The organism is Ancylomarina salipaludis (assembly GCF_004122035.1).
Lineage (GTDB): Bacteria > Bacteroidota > Bacteroidia > Bacteroidales > Marinifilaceae > Ancylomarina > Ancylomarina salipaludis.
On sequence record NZ_SAXA01000009.1, the window covers coordinates 17,715 to 38,022 of the forward strand.

Consider the following 20,308-nt stretch of genomic DNA (forward strand, 5'->3'; position numbering starts at 1 on the left):
ATTATTAAAATTTTCGCATCCAATATAGACTTAATCTAATTTTCGAAAGAATACTGGGGAGATTTAGTGGATGCTTGTTTTATAGAAGCCTTGATTTTATGATGTTTACAGTCGATCATAATTTTAAAGAAATAAATTTGTATTAAATCGGATGCTGAAATCTTATTAAATTATTTATATTTTTACTTCAACAAGGAGATTTTATTCAATTTTACGAACGTTAAACTTAATATGAAAAGCAAGGGGAATTTTATTAATCAAACCTATCGCGAAGGCTATAAAAGCACATCCTCGTTTTTGATTAATCGTTCATTCGAATGGCAGGATAAGCAGATTAATATCATGCTGGAATCCTGCATGCACCGTCTTGGTGAATTGAATGCTTATTGCAAATATTTTAAAGATATTGACACGCATCTTCCTATGTTTACTGCGATTGAGGTGACGGCTTCGAATATGATGGAAGGAATTCGCTCGAATATAACTCAGGCTTTTCTACCTTCAGCATCAAAGGGGTATCGGAGTTTGATTGCTCATAAACAAGTAAGGAATTATATCAATTCGATTGACTGGGCAGTAAATGAACTGGAAAAATTTCCTTTGAGTCTTCATATGATAAAGGAAACGCACCGTATGCTTTACGCTGATTTGCCTAGAGAAGAGGAAACGGCTGGTAAGTTGAGAATAAAATTCAATGCCAAGGACAATAAGTATCAGGAATCTGAGGGGGCTAACTACACCCCACCGAGCAAGCAAGAACTGAAAAGACTAATTAATGATGCAAAGTGGTTTTGGCGTAACGAAGATCTTGAACTTCCCTACCTTATAAAAATGGCTATATCACTTTGTCAGTTTGAAACCATACTTCCTTTCCTTGATGGAAATGGTCGTACCGCCCGAACATTGATTCTGTTGGAATTATTAAGCTTGAAGTTTATCGAAAAGCCTATTTTTTGTCTTTCAGCTTTTTTCGAAAAGAATAGATTGGAATATTACCACCGATTAAATTTAATCCGATCGAAAAATGATGTGGAGCAATGGATACGTTTTTTTATTACAGGAATGAGTGAAACCGCTTCGTATTGTATTGAAAGGCTTGAAGACTTGCAAGCGCTTAAAACTAGTTATCAGGAAAGAATTGAAACAAAATTAGGTAAAAAAAGACACCCTTCTGCAAAGCAACTTTTACAGATATTCTACTCAAAACCTTATCTTTCGGTCAATGAAATAAAAGAAGAAATGAATTTGAGTTTTCAGTCATCAAACCAATTGGTGAAAGAACTTGAGGAAGCAGGATTTATTAAAGAAATGGCCGGAGCCAGACGAAACAGAGTCTTTTATTTGTGGGAGTATTTGGCCATTTTTGAAATGTAAGTAGAAAATTATGGAAGAAGGTTTTTTGTTTAAGGATGTGTTCAATCCGCAGCTAGTTGCAAACATGGGGCAAAACTTAAAAGCTGTTTGGCCTAGTTTTGATGAAGTTTCATTTCAAAATCAGATTGTTCCAAATTTAGTCGATTTGAGTTTATCCGAACGATCTCATCTTATTTGTGAAGCTCTTTATACCCACCTTCCTTCTGAGTATAAAAAAGCAATAGATATTCTATTATCGTCCTTTAATCAAACAGTTGAAAAGTTGGAGACGACTGGTTTTGATGGGTTTTATTATATGCCTATAGCTCGCTATGTATCGATCTATGGTTTGGATGAGGGCGACTTTGAAACCTCTATGAAGGCTTTAGTCGAAATCACCAAGCGTTTTACTTCAGAAGATGCTATTCGGTCTTTTATTCGTAAATATCCCAAACAAAGTTTTGAATACTTTTATAAATGGTCTGCGGATGAGAATGTGCATGTTAGACGATTGGTGTCGGAAGGCACAAGACCAAGATTGCCCTGGTCTTCTGTACTTAGAGAGTTTATTGTTGATCCGAGTCCCGTTTTAGAACTACTCGAAGAGCTAAAAGAAGATCCGGATTTGTATGTACGCCGATCGGTTGCTAATAATTTGAACGATATCGCAAAAGATCATCCGCAATTGGTTGTAAAAAGGTTAAAAAATTGGCAATCCATCAATAATAAAGGAACGCAATGGATCATTACTCATGCTTCACGCACCTTATTAAAACAGGGTTTGCCTGAAGTTTTGGACTTATTGGGCTACCCAGCGGATGTGAAAATCTCAGTGGAGAATTTCATGCTGAACAAAGCCGAATGTAAGATGGGGGAAGAAATAGAGTTTGTTTTCCAAATCGTATCAAAAGCCAAAGAAGAACAGAATTTAATGATTGATTTTGTTATCCACTATATGAAAGCGAATGGCAAAACAGCACCCAAGGTTTTTAAACTTTCAAAGAAAAAAATGCCGGCAAAAGGAACTCTGATTTTAAAAAAGAAATTATCCTTTAAGGCTATTACCACTCGCAAATATTATGAGGGTTTACATGAAATAGAAATTCAGGTGAATGGAAAAAGATATGGCATGCGGGAATTTCAATTGAAAAAATGACGTTTTAGGACTAAAATTCTAAATTAGAGAACTTTATGCAATCGTTTCAGTACGATACATAATCCTGATCTATTCTCTTTATTTATAGGTTTTTGAGTTTATATATCAAGCATTCTTTGTTGCAGAAAAGATATTAATGTAACTTTGTTTTGCAGAAAAAAAACTAAATATAATTATATCATGCAAACTATTGATTCATACAATTTTTCAGATAAGAAGGCTATTATTCGTGTAGACTTTAATGTGCCTTTGAACGAGCAATTCGAAATTACTGATGATACTCGTATTCGTGCCGCACTGCCTACTATCAAGAAAGTATTAGAGGGAAATGGTTCAGCTATTTTGATGTCTCACCTTGGTCGTCCAAAGGGAAAAGATGAGAAGTTTTCATTAAAGCATATTGTTGCTCACTTGTCAAAATCGATTGGTGTTGAGGTAAAATTTGCTGATGATTGTATTGGTGAAAGTGCAAGAACTATGGCTGCAGAATTAAAGCCAGGTGAAGTGCTTTTATTGGAAAACCTTCGTTTTTACGATGAGGAGAAAAAAGGAGATGAGGCCTTTGCTAAGAAATTAGCTGATTTGGCTGATTTTTGGATCAATGATGCATTTGGTACAGCTCACCGTGCACACGCGTCTACAGCAGTTATTGCTAAATTCTTCCCTGAAGCTAAAATGTTCGGATATGTAATGGAAAATGAATTATCAAGTGTTGATAAGGTATTGAAAGATACAAAGCGTCCATTAACTGCAATTATGGGTGGTGCTAAAGTATCATCTAAAATTGAAATTATTCAGACCTTAATGTCACAAGTTGATAACTTGATTATCGGTGGTGGAATGACTTACACTTTTGTGAAAGCTGTAGGTGGAACGATTGGTGATTCATTGGTTGAAGATGATAAGTTGGAAATGGCAAGAGAAATTTTGAAAAAAGCAGAAGAGAACAACGTGAAACTTCACTTGGCAACTGACGCTTTAATTGCTGATGCTTTCTCGAACGATGCCAACACAAAATCTTGTGATGTGAATGCAATTCCTGAAGGATGGATGGGATTGGATGTTGCCGAAGCAACCATCGAAAGCTTCAAAAAAGTGATCGAAGAATCGAAGACAATTCTTTGGAATGGTCCTGTAGGGGTTTTCGAAATGGATACTTTTGCTAAAGGAACTAAAGCGATTGCTGATGCGATTGTAACAGCTACTGAAAAAGGTGCTTTCTCATTGATTGGTGGTGGTGATTCTGTTGCTGCAATCAATAAATATGGTTTAGCTGATAAAGTAAGCTACGTATCAACTGGTGGTGGTGCACTTTTAGAGTACATCGAAGGTAAAGAATTGCCAGGCGTAAAAGCTATTAGAGGATAATATAGATTTTGAATTATGATTTGAGATTATTTTCAAGTCGGATTCTTAAGAAATAACCATGAATTCACAGATTATATAATTTGTGGATTCGTGGTTTTTTTATGATCTAATACTTGATTCATTATCATTAAAGAATCAAGTATCTTTGTATTGATGATTTTTTCCTGAGCGTGTTTTGTGTAAATTAAATGCTCTTGGAAGTTAATTTTTCAAAATTAGATTGAGATTTGATATGACAGATTTGAAGCACAGAATATTCAACATACAGTCCGAAGAAGAATTTAGACAAATTGCATTTGAAGTTTTTCAATTTCAGGCAACGAATAACCCGGTTTATGCCGAGTATATAAAATTACTGAATGTTGATGTGTCTAAAATCGATGCGATACATAAAATTCCTTTTTTACCAATCGAATTTTTCAAATCGCATAAAGTGGTTTCTTCTCAGGAAGAAGCGAAAGCTATTTTTACCAGTAGCGGCACAACAGGAAATCTGACATCAAGACATTATGTGCCGGATTTGGGTATCTATGAAGATAGTTTTACCAAAGGATTTGAAGCTTTCTACGGCCCGGTGAATGAATATTGTATTCTGGCTTTGTTGCCCTCTTATCTTGAGCGCGAAGGCTCCTCTCTCATTTATATGATGGAGAAGTTGATTAAAGATAGTGGCCATCCGAAATCAGGATTCTATTTGAATAATCACGAGGAATTGATTGCAAATCTCAATGAATTAAAATCTCAAAATCAGAAAGTGTTATTGTTGGGGGTCAGCTTTGCACTGCTTGAACTTGCCGAAAATCACCAGCTCGATTTAGGAGAGGTTATTGTGATGGAAACAGGAGGGATGAAAGGTCGCCGAAAGGAAATGACCCGTGAAGAATTGCATGCTATTTTCACCTCTCGCCTGGGAGTAAAAAAAATTCATTCAGAATATGGAATGACCGAACTCTTATCGCAAGGCTACAGTAAAGGCGATAGTCTGTTTAAAACTCCAGCCTGGATGAAAATTCTGATTCGTGATGCTTACGATCCTTTTTCTTATGAAAGAACGGGGAGAAGTGGTGGTGTCAACGTCATCGATTTGGCCAATCTTTATTCCTGTTCTTTTATCGAAACACAAGATTTAGGTAAGATTCATGCTGATGGCAAATTTGAAATCCTTGGCCGATTCGACAACTCTGATATCAGGGGATGTAACTTGTTGGTGAGTGAATAGTAAAAATATTGATATAAATAAAGGAGCTTACAAACTACAGTAAGCTCCTTTTTTTAATTAACTACTAACTTAAAAATAATTTAGGTTTTATTATCTAAGAATAAACCAAACTTCAGGATTTGCGGCACTAGTCATTTTCACTTGAGTAGGGTTATCTTTGTTATCTATTTCAACACTGTAAGGTGCATTACCTACAATAAAATCAACCAATGGATCAAAGAAAGGCACAAAACTCCAGTTGACACCTCCTTGTAATTTGTTAATACTAACATAATTAGGTTGTCCCTTAACTCCTCCAAAACTAAGGTTATATTGCACCCAGTATGGAGCAATGGTAAGTGATAAACTTGGTGCTTCACCAGCTAAAGTACTTTTTCCAAGGAACATTCTAGTCCCTAGTGGATATGGAAATGCGTTTGCAGAATTAGCAGCGTCCCAAGCATTTTTGACAGCTTCAGAACGATCTGTTTCTACAGAAGTTTCAATTGACCAAATATTTGCAGTCAAATCAATAGGTGCTTGAATAATATCGATAACAATTTTGCCATCTTCAGAAATTAATTGATTTGTTTCAAGATTTGCAGTAAGGCTATTAACGGTAATTCCTAAGATTGTTATAGGCTCATAGAAGCTGATACCTGTAGGTGTTACAATAAATGCAGCTTTTACGGATTTGACTTCTTCATTTTCGGTAAAGTTAAATGTTAATCGATGATCATTTAGCCCCATAGTCATATCTATGTCGTTGATAGTCGATTCTAATGATGATCCTTTAAAAAGCTTCGAAATGGCATTTATTTTTTCTAAATAAACTTCAGGACTTTCTGTCATTTTAGTTAAGATCAGTTCGTTGCCTGTTTTAATACCTTTTACGGTCATCACATCGTTTTCATTCGACATGATTAGGAATTCAAAGTCACCCCCTTTTGCAAGATATTCATCTGCTGAAGGTGTTGCAAATTCATGCATTATCGAATTGTAAGTATCAAAGGTTAAGACTGGTCCACCATACGAAATGATGTTATAGGTTGATGTTTCAGGTTGTGTAAAATCGGCCATATTCTCAGACCAAACTGTAACCTGATTATCTTCGGCAAACTTTACAACAAAGTTATATCCTCCATATTTCTGAGTTTCCTCAGGATAATATTGAAACAACCAGCCTTGTTCAGAAGACTTAAGTGCATCATCATAAGCTTTGTTAGCACTTTCTTTTCGTTGTGCAGCTGTTTCGTCAAAAAGTAAATCTGTGTTGTTGTCACACGAAACAACACCCATACTTAATAACAAACCAAACAGCACTATATAAATATGTTTTTTCATAGTTCTTAGTTTATAGAAATATTATCAAGATCTTGTTCATCTAACTTTTCTGCACGAGTTTGAATTGCAGCACGTAAAGCATCCATGTCGATTTTCCAAACATCTTTCATGTAAGACTTTACAATAGTTATTTTTTGCTCAAGAATTGGTCTCCCTGTATCCCCGGCAGTCACAAGTTTTGCTTCCCATGACTCAGGAGTATTGGTAATATAGTGGGCAATCAGCTCAACAAAATCTTCGTTTGTTTCTTTACTGGCATAGTCACTAATAAAACCTTTAGACCATCTCTCATCCTGCTTAATTGTTTCATCGCCTTCATCTTTCCATGCATCATTCCATGAACCACCTACATAGTCTGTTGCAGAAATTTTATCAAAATCAGTTGTATAATCTTTGGTTTGATGTAAAATATGAGAGAACTCATGGAAAATCGTACGGAAATAGTGTGAGTATAATCTCTGAACATCAGTAACATCAAGCTCATTGATTAGGTAAAGCGTGATTTTTAGTCCACCTTCCGCAGTTCCCAATACCATAGTTCCGTTATTTCTGTAACCACCAGATCCTACCATCATAAACATTTTAGGAAAATACTTCTTTAAGAATCCTTCAGGAGCAACTTCCTCATAAGCATCTAAACATAGGTACTTGATTAGGTTAGCCATTTTAATAGAGTTCTCAACCTTAGCAGGTACTAAGGCATATTGCATATCCGATTCAACATCTTCCCACTTGTAAATAAAGTTGATATTGTAAGTGTCAACAAATGTTTTTTCTAAATATTTATCGAAATCATTTTGTTCACCATTATCCATATTGATTACAGTGACATTCGGATTTGGCTCATCGTCTTCGGAGCAAGCCCCAAAAGCAAATACCATTGCTGTAGCTAAAAGCCAATATTTTATTTTATTCATAATTCGTGTTTTTTAATTTAAGATTTAACGAGGGTTAGCTTCCAATCCTGCACTTCTAACATCCTGAGGTAATTGGATTGCTTTACGCAAATCATCTGTTTTTAATATATCCAGAACGACTACAGTTTCGTCGGCTTGAATCTGAAAACGAGGAACTTCAATTCCATAACGTTTGATATCGAACCAACGCAAACCTTCGTGCATGGTTAGAATTCTACGACATTGTAGTACATAATGAATTAGATTTTCCTGAATCCCCGGAGTGATTGTAAATTTAGGACTCAATTTCTTTTTTTGAGTTACAAGCGCTTCACTTGAATAAGGCATATCATTGTATAAGGTATTTACCTGATCTAAGGTTGCTTCTTTGTCTTTAAAGAAATTCTTACTCCACAGGTTTAGATCTGCCAATGCCAGATCTGATTCGTCTAACATGGTTTCAGCTTCTGCACGAACCAATAGGGTTTCATCTGTTGTGAAAGGTATCATTACAGTTCTGCTATAACCAATTTGTGCAACAGGATCTGTTATTTCAAAAAGATATGGAATCTTGTAAAACAAACTCTTATCTAAATTATTACCGGAATAAATGAATAGACGGAAACGGTAATCAGCTGTTCCAATGGTTCCCCAAGGTGCAGGAGCAAGTAAGGTTTGCTCGTCAGCAATTTTTCTCGAATGGTTAAAACGAGATCCCGTATAAAATGCTCCAAAATTTACCCCCATATTCGAATTTGAAGTTAGAGCTAATAAATTGGCAGGATCATTAATATAGGCTTTCGTAACAACATCAGGATCTCTAGGTAACGCACCTAGTCTTGACCAATCTCTCAATTGAGAAGATGGATTTTCTGTCAGCACTACAGAAGCATAATCTTTTGCTTTTTGCCATTTTTCGTAATACAAGTTGAAACGAGCTGCAAAGGCATAAGCCGCTTTTTTAGTAAAGTGATATGATCCAACTTCATAAATATCATCACTAATCAAAGGTAATGCTGCTTCAATATCAGCATTAATTTTTTCGTAAACATCTTTTACATTGCCTCTCTCATACTTTGGATCAAGAGTTGTTTCTGATTTTGTCATGTATGTGATTCCCAGATCCGTTGCACTCGTCTGAGCATTGTAATGCTTACAAAAAACGTTGACCAATATAAAATGTGAATAGGCACGTGTTATTAAAGCTTCACCTTTTTCAGGTAATAGATTTTCATCTCCTAGTTCTTCAATTGCTGCCAAGGCTTCATTTGAATGAGCAATTGCAGTGTAAGCACCTTCCCATATATTTTGGGTGTCTTCGTTATCTGATTCGGTCAAATCTACCCAGTTGGCAAGTTGCTCGGAAAAACGATCAGAATATGGATTCGTACTTCCTGTATCATCGATGTTGTCTGATGCTAATTCGGTAACGAATGCATGGTTTCCCTCAGTATAGGCTGAAACTAATAGCTTTCTAATTTTTGTTTGGCTATCAACCTCCGCACGGTTATCTGGCGTTTCGTCGAGATATGAGTCACACGAAGCAGCAAATATGCCTAGTAAGGCTATAAGTATTATATTTATTTTTTTCATGTTGTATTTTTTTGCTTTTATAAACCTAACTTCAATGTAAATGTAAACTGTTTAGGTACTGGTGCGGCTACACCTCCCGAGTTGAAGAATTCCGGATCCTGTCCATTCAGTTTATCATCAGAGTATAATAAAAACAAGTTGGTTGCTTGTAATTTAACAGATAGATTGTTGACGCCTAATTTTCCAGTAATAGTTTTAGGAAATTCATATGCCAATGAAATCTGTTTCATTCGAATAAAATCACCTTTTGCAATACGAGCCGAAGAATAGTTGTAGGCATTATATGCAGTCGCAAGATCTGAAGCGCCAATATTTCTTTCCTGTCTAACAGTTGCAATAGTTGGAATGTTGGTATAGGCTTCATCACCTGGTTTTATCCAACGATTTTTAAATTCACGAGGTAGTGCAGCAAGATCAGAATAAGAACTGTTAAATACAGGATCTAAACGCACAACATTACCAAAGGCATAGGTCATAAAGACATTTAGAGTTAGTCCTTTATAGGTGAAAACATTACTTAAGCTACCAACATCAGTAGGATCTGTAGAACCAGAGTACTCCAAGAAATCAAGTTTATCTCTTTCCTGAAAATAGATATCGCTAACAGTAATATCACCATCCTGATTCAAGAATGTTGGCAAACCTTCATTATTTAGTCCTTTAAAAGGAATTGAGAAGATTGAACGAACGTTGTACCCTTCTTTAGCAAAACCAGAACCGGAAACCAGATCCATAACTCTTGAAAAGGTGTTAAGCTCTGTGACTTTATTTTTAGCCTTTGAATAAACAAAGTTCGTCACCCATGAGAAATCTCGGGTTGTGATATTTTTGGTTGAAACCGAGAACTCAAAACCGTGAGATTCCATTGATGCAACGTTACCATACTTGGTTCCTTCACCACCAAGACCTTGTGTTTTAACAATTCCAATAAGATCGAAATTATCACGAGTATACCAGTCTACTGTTGTATTGATTCGGTTGTTTAAGAAGCCAATTTCTGCACCAACATTAATTTCATGTTTTTTCTCATAAGTTAGTTCACTGTTTTCCAGAGATGCAATTTCCAGAGCACTTTCTTTAACACCTGCGGTTGGTCTCCAAGGCGTTTTACTTCTAATATCAACCAATGAATTGGTAACATTACTAGGTCCTCTATCAGCTGTCAAACTATACGATCCTTTTAATGTAAAGTTTGATAGAGCAGGTTTAAATTGTTGAAAGAAATTCTCCTCATGAGCATTCCAGGCTCCTGAAATATTCCAGGTTGGTAACCAGCGCGCGCTTTTTGACTTTCCTAATTTGTTCGATCCTTCATAACGCAATGTACCGTTGATAGTATATCTGTGTTTATATGAATAAGTTGCGTTTCCGAAGAAAGCCATATTGCGGTATCGGGTATTTTCCATACCATAATACAGATTATTGTTTTCAATACCTTTTTTAAATAGCTGGTAGTCATAAAACGGAATCTCACCCATAGAGTATTGCATACCCCAACCTGTATTGTTTGTTTTCTTACGGTCAGAAGAGTTGATCTCCATACCACCATATAAGTTTAAGATATGAACATCGTTGTATACGTCTTTGTATGAGGCTGTTGTTCTGAAGTCATAACCCAGCATACTATAATCTGTACGTTTATAAATACCTCCTTGTGGTAAAATGCTTACAGGCAGTGCATAAGGGTCATCAGGATCGGTATACAAGAATGAGTTTCTATCACGAATAGTTGAGTTCGGCATTGCTCGATAGGCTTCAGCCTGATTTGAAAATTCGGTAATATTATGCTCTTGAGAAGTTGATTGATATTTGATCGCACCTAATGCACTTAATTCAACTTTAGGTGTCACTTTCCACTTTAATTCTGTTTGGAATTTTATATCAACAATATTTAAATCGATATAATTTTCACCCAATTCTTTTTTGATATTAAAAGGTGCATAATTACGAGTATAAGATGCATCGGGATCTAAAGTTCTTGAAGAGTTTAATGCAAAAGAGTAAGGATTGATATCAAAGTCTCTTTTTACTTTACCTGTTACAGCATCAACATCTTGTGATAAAGTTCCCGGAGCTTTTTGCTTTCTGTAAGAAGCATTACTAATTGTGTTGAACGATAGATTATCTAAAATCTTATAATTCGATTTAAAATTAGCTGTATAACGGTTTACTTTACTCGCTTGAGTCCATCCCGGGTCAAGTAATGCACTAACAGATGCATAATAGGAAGCTTTATCATTACCTGAAGACATGCTTACGGAATGACTTTGCATCAAGTTGGTATTGAATAATTCTTTAAACCAGTCTGTATTTCTATTTTCAGCCTGACGTAAGAATGCTGCTTTAGCTTCTGGTGTATTTTTTAGTAAAAAATTTCCATTAGCATCCGTTTGGTTAAGTCTCTGATACATTCTTCCATAAACACCACTTTCTGCAGCATTTGCAACATCAGCATAATTAAGCCATCCACCTTCACGCATGTCTTCGTAAACAGACATTTGTTCTTGCGAATTCATGATATTGAAATCATTATATGAAGGTGTTAATCTTGAAGTAAATTCACCAGTATATGAAATACGACTAACTCCTGCTTTACCTTTTTTTGTTGTAATAACAATTACACCAGCCATTGCTCGTGCACCATAGATTGAAGTTGCAGAACCATCTTTCAAAACTTCAAAGCTTTCAATATCATCTGAGTTTAATCCCGCAATAGCAGAACTAATTAGAGTTGATACGTCTCCTGAAGCAAGTGCATCAGAAGTCAGTTCTACAACATCTTCTAAAATAACACCATCAACAACCCATAACGGTTTTGAACTACCATAGATTGAAGTTGCACCACGAACACGGATTTTTGGTGCTGCACCAAAAGTTCCTGAAACATTTTGTACAGAAACCCCAGCAGATCTACCTTCAAGAGCTCTACTTATGTCAGGTATACCAGCCAATTTTATTTCTTCAGCTTGTAATTTCTCACTAGCACCTGTAAATAATCGCTTGTCAGTCGAGATCATACCTGTTACAACGACTTCATTTAGGCTTTCAGAAGAAGATTTTAAAGTAATATTCAATTTTGTCTGATTTGTAATTTTAATTTCTTTTGAATCCATTCCCACAAAAGAAAAAACTAAAATTGCACCTTTTGATGGGACTGTAATTTGGTATTTACCATCGAAATCAGTTGAAACACCCGTACTGGTTCCTTTTATCACGACTGAAACACCAGGTAAAGTTTCACCTTGCTCATCGGTAACAACACCAGAGATCTTCTTATCTTCCTGTACTGTATTTGTGTTGTTAATTGGTGTTTTAGTAGCAGGTTTGATAATAACAACATTATCCTTGATTTTGTATTCTAGGTTTGTGCCCTTTAAACTTTCATCAAGAATTGTTTTGATATCTCCAGCTTTGTTTGAGATAGAAATGTTGTCGATATTCTCGACATCTTCTACACTGTACAGAAAGGTATAATCTGATTGTTTTTTTATTGAGTTAAAGATCTCAATTAAAGAAGTTTGTTTTAAATCGACTCTTAGTAATGCAGGTTGTGGGGCTGCGATCGAGCTTACATGAATCACGCTTAGCATTAAGAGCATGAGTAACAGTCGTTTCCCTCTGAGGATGACCCCAGAAAAACAGAAAGACTTTTCTCGTTTTTTTTCCATAATTTTATAGTTGATTTGGTTAGTATTCCATTTCTGCTACAACAGAAATGATTTATTGACAGATACGGAGTTAGTTGCAAGCTTTCTCCGTATTTTTTTTAATTTAATTTTTCTACAAGTACGGATCTGTTTTTAATTGAAAATTTAACTTTATCTGTAAATTCGATCATTTCCAATACATTGTTGAAATCTTCGTATCGGGCTAAATCACCAGTGAATTTTAGGTCTTTAGATTCATTATTAAGAAAAAAGACTTCCACATTATACCAGCGTGATAATCGAATCATGATGTCTTCAAGCCTCTCATTTTGGAAAACAAGTCGACCATTTTTCCAGGCAGTATAGATTTCAGTGTCCACATGTGTTTTCTTAAAATCTCCATTGTACTTGTTGATGCAAAATTGGTCGTTGGGTAATAGTATCTCTTTCTGATTTCGAAGTTGATCCTTAACTTCAACCCGACCCTCGACAAGAGTGGTAATTATTTCTTTTTCATCGTTATATGCATTCACATTGAATGAGGTACCCAGAACTTTTATTTGAAAATCATTCATTTTTACAACAAAAGGGAAATCTTTATTCTTGCTGACATCAAAGAAGGCCTCACCTTCCAGTTCAACAAGGCGTTCTTTACCTGAAAATTTGGTGGGATATTTTAATTTTGAATTGGAATTAAGCCAGATCTTTGTTCCATCGCTAAGAGTTAGATTATATTCACCTCCTTTGGGGATAATTAATGAATTATAGGTGATTTTTTCTTTATTAGTGATTTTATTGTCATTCGTATAAATGAGATGCCCCTCGGTATTGCTGATTTCCAGGCCTTCTTCCTTAAGCTTAACGAATTCATCCAGAATTATCGTTTCACCCTTATCTCGCATTAATAGGGCTTGGTTTTTACCGGGAGAAATATGAGCAGTTTGATTTGTTGGTTTGTTTGGAATAGAATTAATAATAAAGAAAGTACTTATACCAATTACGATAATACTTGCTGCATATTTTAGAAATTCTGTTCTGATCTTTCGCGTTTTTTTCTCTTGTAAGTTGGTGTTTATTTTATGCCATATTTCTTCTTTTTTTACTTTTTCGAGTTGCTCTTCGTTTTTAAAAAAGTTTGTTTCCGGGTTCTTCGAGAGTTTATGATAGAGATCTAGATTTTCCTTACTGTCGTATTTCCATTCATCTAAAATATGACTTTCTTCCAGAGATAATTTCCCTTTTAATCTCTTTGATATAAGCTCAGCAATTTTAAATGAGGAATTTAATTGATTCATCTTCTTATTAGCATTAGTAGTTTGTATCTGCTTAAACAGGAAGAATAGAAAAAGGGGTGACAAAAAATATTTTTTTCACCCCTTTTTTTTTTAATATGTCTTATTTTGATTGGTTATCAGTTTTTTAGTCAGGTTTTGTCTTTTAGTTTTTCTTTTACAAATCGACTTGCTCGAAGTTTTTGTGTTTTTACCGTATTGATTGATATTTCAAGATCTTCAGCAATATCTTTATTTTTAACACCTTTTAGACTCAGAAGATAAATAATGCGTGCAGAAGCTGGTAATTCTTTTACTGCCTCTGCGATATGACGATTGACTTCTTCTTCGATAATATTTCTATAAAAGATATTTTCGTCATAGGCGTTTGAATCTTGTCGTTGTTCAAATTTCTTTTTGACAGATTGGTGTTCAATATGATTGAGACAGGCGTTTTTAACAGATTTGTACAGAAAAGCTTTTAAAGCTAAGTCATGAAAGAAGTAGGCACGTTTCTCCCAGGCTTTAATGAAGATCTCTTGCAAAATGTCTTCCATGACATCTTGGTTTGAGATGTATTTCATTCCAAAAAGATACAGAGCATCAAAATAACGTTCGTATATCTTTTTAAAGGCGAAATTATCTCCATTTCTAAATTGCTTTAGAATGGAGTTACTTAGGGGTTTCATGATTAATTCAGTTAGTAGTGGTTATAATTGGGTCAACAATTATATACATTTTTTCTTATATTTTATTCATGAAAAATGATGCTCTATAATTTTATTGATGCAATTTACCTTTAAAGGTTTTATATTATTGTAAATTAAGATCAAAGATGGGAGGAAAATTTAATCTGCAACGGTGATTTCTTAACTGCAAAGAAAAGAGCTGTTTGAGGTTTGTTATTTAAATTAGATTATTTATATAATGGTGTGTGGTTTTATATAAGAGAAAAATCAATTAAAATTTCAATTGTTTTTTGTAAAATAATTGAAATTGTTTTGTGATTTAGAAAATAAAAAAAGGTCCGAAGTATACACTTCGAACCTTTTAAATTATTCTTTAAAAATATGATAAGTATTATATTCCCAATTTTGCCTTAATATTTGCAGGAACCGCATCTTTATGAACCATGATTGCGACTGTTTTAAGGCGAACGTATGATTCACTCATATTTAAGTAGCCACCCATTTTATTAGAGTTTTTAGCCCATGAGTTTTTAGTTTTGTAATAACGTGTTCCATTCTGATCCTTCACAATCCCGGTTAAGTGCATCAAGTGATCATCAGTTGTTTGGTAGTTGTCGAAAGTTGCTTGTCTCAGCACTTGATCAACTTTTACTTCCGATCCGGGTTTATCGAACTTATATAATAATGCGTTCTTTTCTTTGGTAGACATAGCATCCCATTTCTCAATTTCAGAGTTGGTCATGTCTTTTACATTTGAAATCGGAAGAATTGCAACACCATTGCGATGCGAGAATCCTTTTTCACTAACATCTCCATCCCAACATACAGAATAACCATTGGTTAGTGCATTATCGATGACTGTCATTAGCTCGTCAATAGGCAGGTTGTAATACATATCATCCGACCAGTTGTCAGGAATCTCAAGGTTCATTTGCTTGTAAAAAGGATGATGTGAATAGGATGTCAATTCGATATAATCATCAGGATTAAAACCAGTTTGCTTCATGAACTCAACAGTTGAAATCGTTTTTCCATTTGTTTCAAATTTTTCAGGCGCGGTTCCCATGTAGGTATCAAGAACACTATTAACTGATTTGTTCCAAACCGGAGTAATATTTTTATTCGGGTTCTGTACAATCTGATCCAACATGGCTTTGGTAGATTTTACCATTTCCTGATGGATATGATAGTCGCTCTGGTACTGATTTCCTGAGTATTCTGATTCAGGAATAAAACCAAATTCTTTGACAACGTTTAAGACATCATGAGCCTGACCTCCTTCGCTGTAGTTGCCTTTTCCGTGTAAACGGAAATAGTGCAAGGCTTTTTGTGAATAGGCATGTCGAACTGTAAACATTTCTGATAAGTCGATGTTTCCTGCTCCTAAACGAATCAATTCTGTTTCGATGAATGAGGTTGTAGCAAAAGCCCAACACGTCCCTGTACTTTCCTGATTTCGGACTTCTGTGGTTGGCACATCAGCAACAGTGGTGAATTTGAAGCCTTCAGGCTCAGTTGTTTTTTTCTTTTTAGCGAAAGCTTGCCCTTGAACGCTTAATGTCAGAGAAAGCACAATGACGCTTAGTTGTTTAAAATTCATGATTGTTGTTTTATGGTTGTGTTTTACATTTTGTGTGGAAAGATATTAAGATTACTGAACTATTTACATGTTCAGGAGCTCATTTTGTAGTTTTTTAGTTAGGCTGGCAACGATTAGATTGTAAGAATGATTGATCCATTCTTTAAGTTGATTGTCTGAAATTGTACCATCAATGGCAACCATATTCCAGTGTTTTTTGTTTAAATGCCAGCCTGCTTGTACTTGCGGGAATTGTTCGCGTAACTCTACAGCTAGTTCGGGATCACATTTTACACTCATGCTTAAATCCTTGTTGATATTGGTAAGTAAAAACATTTTATTCATCACCTTAAAAACAAGAACTTCCTGGTCGAATGGGAAGCCTTCGGTTACGCCTTTTTTCGAAAGGCAGTAGTCTCTTAGTTCTTCAATATTCATGGTATTTAATAATTACAAATTAGTCTATTGGTGCAATAAAGGCATTTTCGATATGTTCGATATCAAATTTTCCCCCTCGTTTTATTACAGATATGACATCAAAACGGACCTCCATTTCAATATCTTTTAAATCGACATAAGCTTGAGTAGCTCGGCAAAGAAATTTAATTTTAGGTAAGGTAATGGCATCAGAAGGGTGTTCGAAATAATCTGTAGAACGCGATTTGACTTCCACTACGACAAGATATGTGCCGTCTGTTGCGACAATATCCAGTTCTTTTTTCTGATAAATCCAATTTCGATCCAGAATTTGATAACCTTTACTCATCATATGTTTGGTTGCCAAATCTTCTCCCAATTTACCTAAGTCGTTATGTTCTGCCATATTTGTTTGATTTTTAATCAAAAGTGCTAATCATCAGTTTTTCCAACTCAATTCCACCTCTTTCTCTTTTACATCCAGTCTGATTTTTTTACCTAAGGGTAAAGGCCAGTTTTTATCGATATGTCCTGCAGGGAAATTAAAAATAAGGGGGTATTTGTAATCCTGAACAGCCTCTTGAATGATTTCGTATGCTGTTTTTCCAAATGGCGTTTCCCCATCTTTCATATCACTCATACCACCCACAATAAGTGCTTCGAGGTGGTCTAGTTTTCCACTTAGTTTTAAACTTAACATTAATCGATCTAAATGATATAAATCCTCATTTAAATCTTCGATAAAAAGAATTTTGTTGTGAGTATTCAGTTCGTAATCCGTTGCATTCAAACTACAAATAATCGATAGATTTCCACCGACTAATTCAGCTTCACAGGATCCTGTTCTGTTGAATTGATGCGATGGAATTAGGTAATTTGTCAATTTGCCTTCCAGATAATCTGCAAGTTTTTGCAGCGAAGGAGAATCAGCAATATTCTCGGTGAAATTGATTGGCATAGTAGCGTGCAAGCTTCCAAAATGAAGATGGTTTAAACGTGCATGAACAATGGTAATATCACTAAATCCAATGATCAGTTTGGGGTGTTTTTCAAACCCATCAAAAGTTAGCTTATCGATAATGCGAATGCAGCCATATCCTCCTCGAGCACAGATAATCGCTTTAATCTCTTTATGATCGAGCATGAATTGAAAATCAGCAGCCCGATCCTTGTCTGTTCCGGCAAATATATGATGTTCATCAAAAACATGTTTGCCCAAGATAACTTCGTAGCCTAAGGATTCGAGCACCTTTTGTGCGGTTATTATTTTTTGTTTATCGATTTTTCCTGCGGGAGCAATAAGCCCTATTTTATCGCCTTTTTTTAATGTGGAAGGTTGAAACATATGTGTATGATTGGGATCAATCAAAGATTTAAAAATCAATCGGATTCTGATTTCCTCTTTCGATATTGATCGTGTTAATTAAGAAATCACAAATTACAATAAAATCTTTAAATGTGAGAAAATGATTACTGAATGATTTCAAAGCTAAATGCTTGAATTTGTTATTTCTATTTTATCTTTGCGCTTCAGAGACCGATTCATTAATCGGCTACTCGCAACATATTTCATTATTAATACCTAAGGTCTTGTTACGTTCCAGGAGACAAATTGATCTCTCTTGTTGAATATAGATCTTCTAAAACTTCTTTTTGAGATGTCAAAATTTAACAGAACACTAGTTACAACAGCTCTTCCCTATGCGAATGGGCCGGTACATATTGGTCATTTAGCGGGCGTTTACGTTCCTGCAGATATTTATGTGCGCTATTTGCGAATGAAGGGCGATGATGTGTTATTAATTGGTGGTTCAGACGAACACGGTGTACCTATTACCATTAAGGCAAAAAAAGAAGGTGTTAGCCCACAGGATGTGGTTGATAAATACCATAATATTATAAAGGATTCTTTCGAGAAGTTTGGAATTTCATTCGATGTTTATTCAAGAACAAGCTCGAAAACGCATCACGAAACGGCTTCAGAATTCTTCAAAACACTTCACGATAAAGGGGAGTTTATTGAAAAAACGTCGGAACAATTTTATGATGCTGAGGCCAATCAGTTTTTAGCTGACCGTTATATTACAGGAACTTGTCCTCATTGTAAAAACGAGAAAGCGTATGGTGACCAGTGCGAAAGCTGCGGAACATCGTTGAATGCGACTGATTTGATTGATGCAAGATCTGCAATTACAGGTAACAAGCCAGAGTTGAAAGAAACCAAACACTGGTATTTACCTTTAGATAAATATGAGCCTTATTTGAAAGAATGGATTCTTGAGGAGCACAAAGAATGGAAGCCAAATGTTTATGGACAATGTAAATCATGGTTAGATAATGGACTTCACCCAAGAGCTGTAACTCGTGATTTGGATTGGGGAGTACCTGTTCCTGTTGAAGGAGCGGACGGTAAGGTTCTTTACGTTTGGTTTGATGCGCCTATCGGCTATATTTCGGCGACTAAGGAGCACACACCCGATTGGGAAAAGTACTGGAAGGCTGAAGATTCGAGAATGATTCACTTTATTGGTAAGGATAATATTGTATTCCACTGTATTATTTTCCCGGCTATGCTTAAGGCAGAGGGCTCGTATATTTTACCTGATAACGTGCCATCAAATGAATTCTTAAATCTTGAAGGTGATAAGATTTCGACCTCTCGTAACTGGGCTGTTTGGTTACACGAATATCTTGAAGAGTTTCCTGAAAAACAGGATGTGTTGCGTTATGTTTTAACAGCAAATGCACCTGAAACTAAGGATAACGACTTTACTTGGAAAGACTTCCAGGCTCGTAATAACAACGAGTTGGTTGCAATTTTCGGAAACTTTGTGAACCGTGCTTTGGTATTGACTCACAAGTATTTTGGTGGTTTGGTTCCTGAGGCTGGCGAACTTAATGATTTTGATAAAGAAACATTGGCTCAAATTCCTGTTCTTAAGGCAGAAATTGAAAAGAATCTTGAAACGTTCCATTTCCGTGAGGCCCTTAAGGTTGCAATGAATTTAGCTCGTTTGGGTAATAAATATTTGGCGGATACTGAGCCTTGGAAAGTGATTAAAACCGATGAGGATCGTGTGAAAACAATTCTAAACATCTCTTTACAGATTTCTGCTAACCTTTCTACATTGATGGAGCCTTTCTTGCCATTTACAGCAGAGAAACTTCGTGGATTCCTTAATATGGATCGTATTGAGTGGGCTGATGTAACAGCTAATGCATTACCTGCTGGTCATCAAATTAATAAGCCGGAATTGTTGTTTGAGAAAATCGAGGATGAGACCATTCAAGCGCAGGTTGATAAATTAGAAGCGACTAAGGTGGCTAATGAACTTGAAAACAGAGTCGCAACTCCGGTCAAAGAGAATATCAATTTCGACGACTTCATGAAAATGGACGTTCGTGTTGGAACGATTACTGAAGCTGAAAAAGTTGCTAAGACCAAGAAGTTATTGAAACTGACTGTTGATACAGGAGTCGATACCAGAACCATTGTTTCGGGTATTGCTGAGCATTATAAACCTGAAGATATTATTGGCAAACAAGTAAGTGTGTTGATGAATCTTGAGCCTCGTAAATTAAAAGGAATCGAATCGCAAGGGATGATTCTGATGGCTGAGGATGCTGATGGTAAATTAGCATTTGTGTCGCCGGAGCAAGCTGTTGCTGCTGGCTCGGAAGTTCGATAAGCGTTTAATTATTCAATATATAGCCCCAATCGTTATAAACGATTGGGGCTTTTTTTATTATGGAAATTTTAAATTTAGACACTGAACAAAAAGAAATATTTATGTAAG

The 20,308-nt window shown here is 35.6% G+C and carries 15 protein-coding genes; 5 read left to right on the forward strand and 10 right to left on the reverse strand.

The window, feature by feature from the left end; all coding sequences use genetic code 11:
* Positions 1–231 precede the first annotated feature (231 nt).
* The 4 genes from EO244_RS10625 (at position 232) to EO244_RS10640 (ending at position 5,096) form a co-directional block, all read left to right on the forward strand.
* Complete coding sequence (locus tag EO244_RS10625; RefSeq protein ID WP_129254657.1) at positions 232–1,374, forward strand: Fic family protein; 1,143 nt, start codon at positions 232–234, stop codon at positions 1,372–1,374.
* Between the two features lie 10 nt (positions 1,375–1,384).
* A complete protein-coding gene (locus EO244_RS10630) occupies positions 1,385–2,509 on the forward strand; it encodes a DNA alkylation repair protein (RefSeq protein ID WP_129254658.1) in 1,125 nt (374 codons plus the stop codon).
* Between the two features lie 180 nt (positions 2,510–2,689).
* Positions 2,690–3,877, forward strand: coding sequence for a phosphoglycerate kinase (locus EO244_RS10635; protein WP_129254659.1), 1,188 nt, complete (start codon positions 2,690–2,692; stop codon positions 3,875–3,877).
* A gap of 232 nt (positions 3,878–4,109) precedes the next feature.
* Positions 4,110–5,096 (forward strand): LuxE/PaaK family acyltransferase, encoded by a 987-nt coding sequence (locus tag EO244_RS10640; protein WP_129254660.1) that lies wholly within the window; start codon positions 4,110–4,112, stop codon positions 5,094–5,096.
* A 90-nt stretch (positions 5,097–5,186) separates the two neighbouring features.
* Here EO244_RS10640 and EO244_RS10645 read toward each other — a convergent pair whose 3' ends face one another.
* The 10 genes from EO244_RS10645 to EO244_RS10690 form a co-directional block, all read right to left on the reverse strand.
* Entirely contained in the window at positions 5,187–6,419 is a 1,233-nt protein-coding gene (locus EO244_RS10645; protein ID WP_129254661.1) for a DUF4302 domain-containing protein, read from the reverse strand.
* 5 nt (positions 6,420–6,424) lie between these two features.
* On the reverse strand, positions 6,425–7,336 hold the full coding sequence (locus EO244_RS10650; RefSeq protein WP_129254662.1) for a zinc-binding metallopeptidase: 912 nt from the start codon (positions 7,334–7,336) through the stop codon (positions 6,425–6,427).
* A 24-nt stretch (positions 7,337–7,360) separates the two neighbouring features.
* Positions 7,361–8,908: a RagB/SusD family nutrient uptake outer membrane protein gene (locus EO244_RS10655; protein ID WP_129254663.1), complete on the reverse strand. Its 1,548-nt coding sequence runs from the start codon at positions 8,906–8,908 to the stop codon at positions 7,361–7,363.
* A gap of 17 nt (positions 8,909–8,925) precedes the next feature.
* Positions 8,926–12,576, reverse strand: coding sequence for a SusC/RagA family TonB-linked outer membrane protein (locus tag EO244_RS10660; RefSeq protein WP_206734542.1), 3,651 nt, complete (start codon positions 12,574–12,576; stop codon positions 8,926–8,928).
* A gap of 98 nt (positions 12,577–12,674) precedes the next feature.
* Complete coding sequence (locus EO244_RS10665) at positions 12,675–13,850, reverse strand: FecR family protein (RefSeq protein WP_129254664.1); 1,176 nt, start codon at positions 13,848–13,850, stop codon at positions 12,675–12,677.
* Positions 13,851–13,978: 128 nt separating this feature from the next.
* Positions 13,979–14,515, reverse strand: a complete 537-nt coding sequence (locus EO244_RS10670) for an RNA polymerase sigma-70 factor (protein ID WP_129254665.1) — start codon at positions 14,513–14,515, stop codon at positions 13,979–13,981.
* A 391-nt stretch (positions 14,516–14,906) separates the two neighbouring features.
* Positions 14,907–16,115, reverse strand: a complete 1,209-nt coding sequence (locus EO244_RS10675; protein ID WP_129254666.1) for a C1 family peptidase — start codon at positions 16,113–16,115, stop codon at positions 14,907–14,909.
* Between the two features lie 63 nt (positions 16,116–16,178).
* Positions 16,179–16,532: an MmcQ/YjbR family DNA-binding protein gene (locus EO244_RS10680; RefSeq protein ID WP_129254667.1), complete on the reverse strand. Its 354-nt coding sequence runs from the start codon at positions 16,530–16,532 to the stop codon at positions 16,179–16,181.
* Positions 16,533–16,551: 19 nt separating this feature from the next.
* A complete protein-coding gene (locus EO244_RS10685; RefSeq protein WP_129254668.1) occupies positions 16,552–16,917 on the reverse strand; it encodes a YraN family protein in 366 nt (121 codons plus the stop codon).
* 33 nt (positions 16,918–16,950) lie between these two features.
* Positions 16,951–17,856 carry a S66 peptidase family protein gene (locus EO244_RS10690; protein ID WP_129254669.1) on the reverse strand — a complete coding sequence of 302 codons (906 nt, stop codon included), beginning with the start codon at positions 17,854–17,856 and terminating at the stop codon, positions 16,951–16,953.
* A gap of 313 nt (positions 17,857–18,169) precedes the next feature.
* Between EO244_RS10690 and metG the strand changes: the two genes are divergently transcribed.
* Positions 18,170–20,200, forward strand: a complete 2,031-nt coding sequence (gene metG / locus EO244_RS10695; protein WP_129254670.1) for a methionine--tRNA ligase — start codon at positions 18,170–18,172, stop codon at positions 20,198–20,200.
* Positions 20,201–20,308 lie beyond the last annotated feature (108 nt).

Excerpts from the sequence above, each read along its gene's own strand:
- EO244_RS10625 (WP_129254657.1), top strand. The coding sequence starts at position 232 with ATGAAAAGCAAGGGGAATTTTATTAATCAAACCTATCGCGAAGGCTAT.
- EO244_RS10630 (WP_129254658.1), top strand. The coding sequence starts at position 1,385 with ATGGAAGAAGGTTTTTTGTTTAAGGATGTGTTCAATCCGCAGCTAGTT.
- EO244_RS10635 (WP_129254659.1), top strand. The coding sequence starts at position 2,690 with ATGCAAACTATTGATTCATACAATTTTTCAGATAAGAAGGCTATTATT.
- EO244_RS10640 (WP_129254660.1), top strand. The coding sequence starts at position 4,110 with ATGACAGATTTGAAGCACAGAATATTCAACATACAGTCCGAAGAAGAA.
- EO244_RS10645 (WP_129254661.1), bottom strand. The coding sequence starts at position 6,419 with ATGAAAAAACATATTTATATAGTGCTGTTTGGTTTGTTATTAAGTATG.
- EO244_RS10650 (WP_129254662.1), bottom strand. The coding sequence starts at position 7,336 with ATGAATAAAATAAAATATTGGCTTTTAGCTACAGCAATGGTATTTGCT.
- EO244_RS10655 (WP_129254663.1), bottom strand. The coding sequence starts at position 8,908 with ATGAAAAAAATAAATATAATACTTATAGCCTTACTAGGCATATTTGCT.
- EO244_RS10660 (WP_206734542.1), bottom strand. The coding sequence starts at position 12,576 with ATGGAAAAAAAACGAGAAAAGTCTTTCTGTTTTTCTGGGGTCATCCTC.
- EO244_RS10665 (WP_129254664.1), bottom strand. The coding sequence starts at position 13,850 with ATGAATCAATTAAATTCCTCATTTAAAATTGCTGAGCTTATATCAAAG.
- EO244_RS10670 (WP_129254665.1), bottom strand. The coding sequence starts at position 14,515 with ATGAAACCCCTAAGTAACTCCATTCTAAAGCAATTTAGAAATGGAGAT.
- EO244_RS10675 (WP_129254666.1), bottom strand. The coding sequence starts at position 16,115 with ATGAATTTTAAACAACTAAGCGTCATTGTGCTTTCTCTGACATTAAGC.
- EO244_RS10680 (WP_129254667.1), bottom strand. The coding sequence starts at position 16,532 with ATGAATATTGAAGAACTAAGAGACTACTGCCTTTCGAAAAAAGGCGTA.
- EO244_RS10685 (WP_129254668.1), bottom strand. The coding sequence starts at position 16,917 with ATGGCAGAACATAACGACTTAGGTAAATTGGGAGAAGATTTGGCAACC.
- EO244_RS10690 (WP_129254669.1), bottom strand. The coding sequence starts at position 17,856 with ATGTTTCAACCTTCCACATTAAAAAAAGGCGATAAAATAGGGCTTATT.
- metG (WP_129254670.1), top strand. The coding sequence starts at position 18,170 with ATGTCAAAATTTAACAGAACACTAGTTACAACAGCTCTTCCCTATGCG.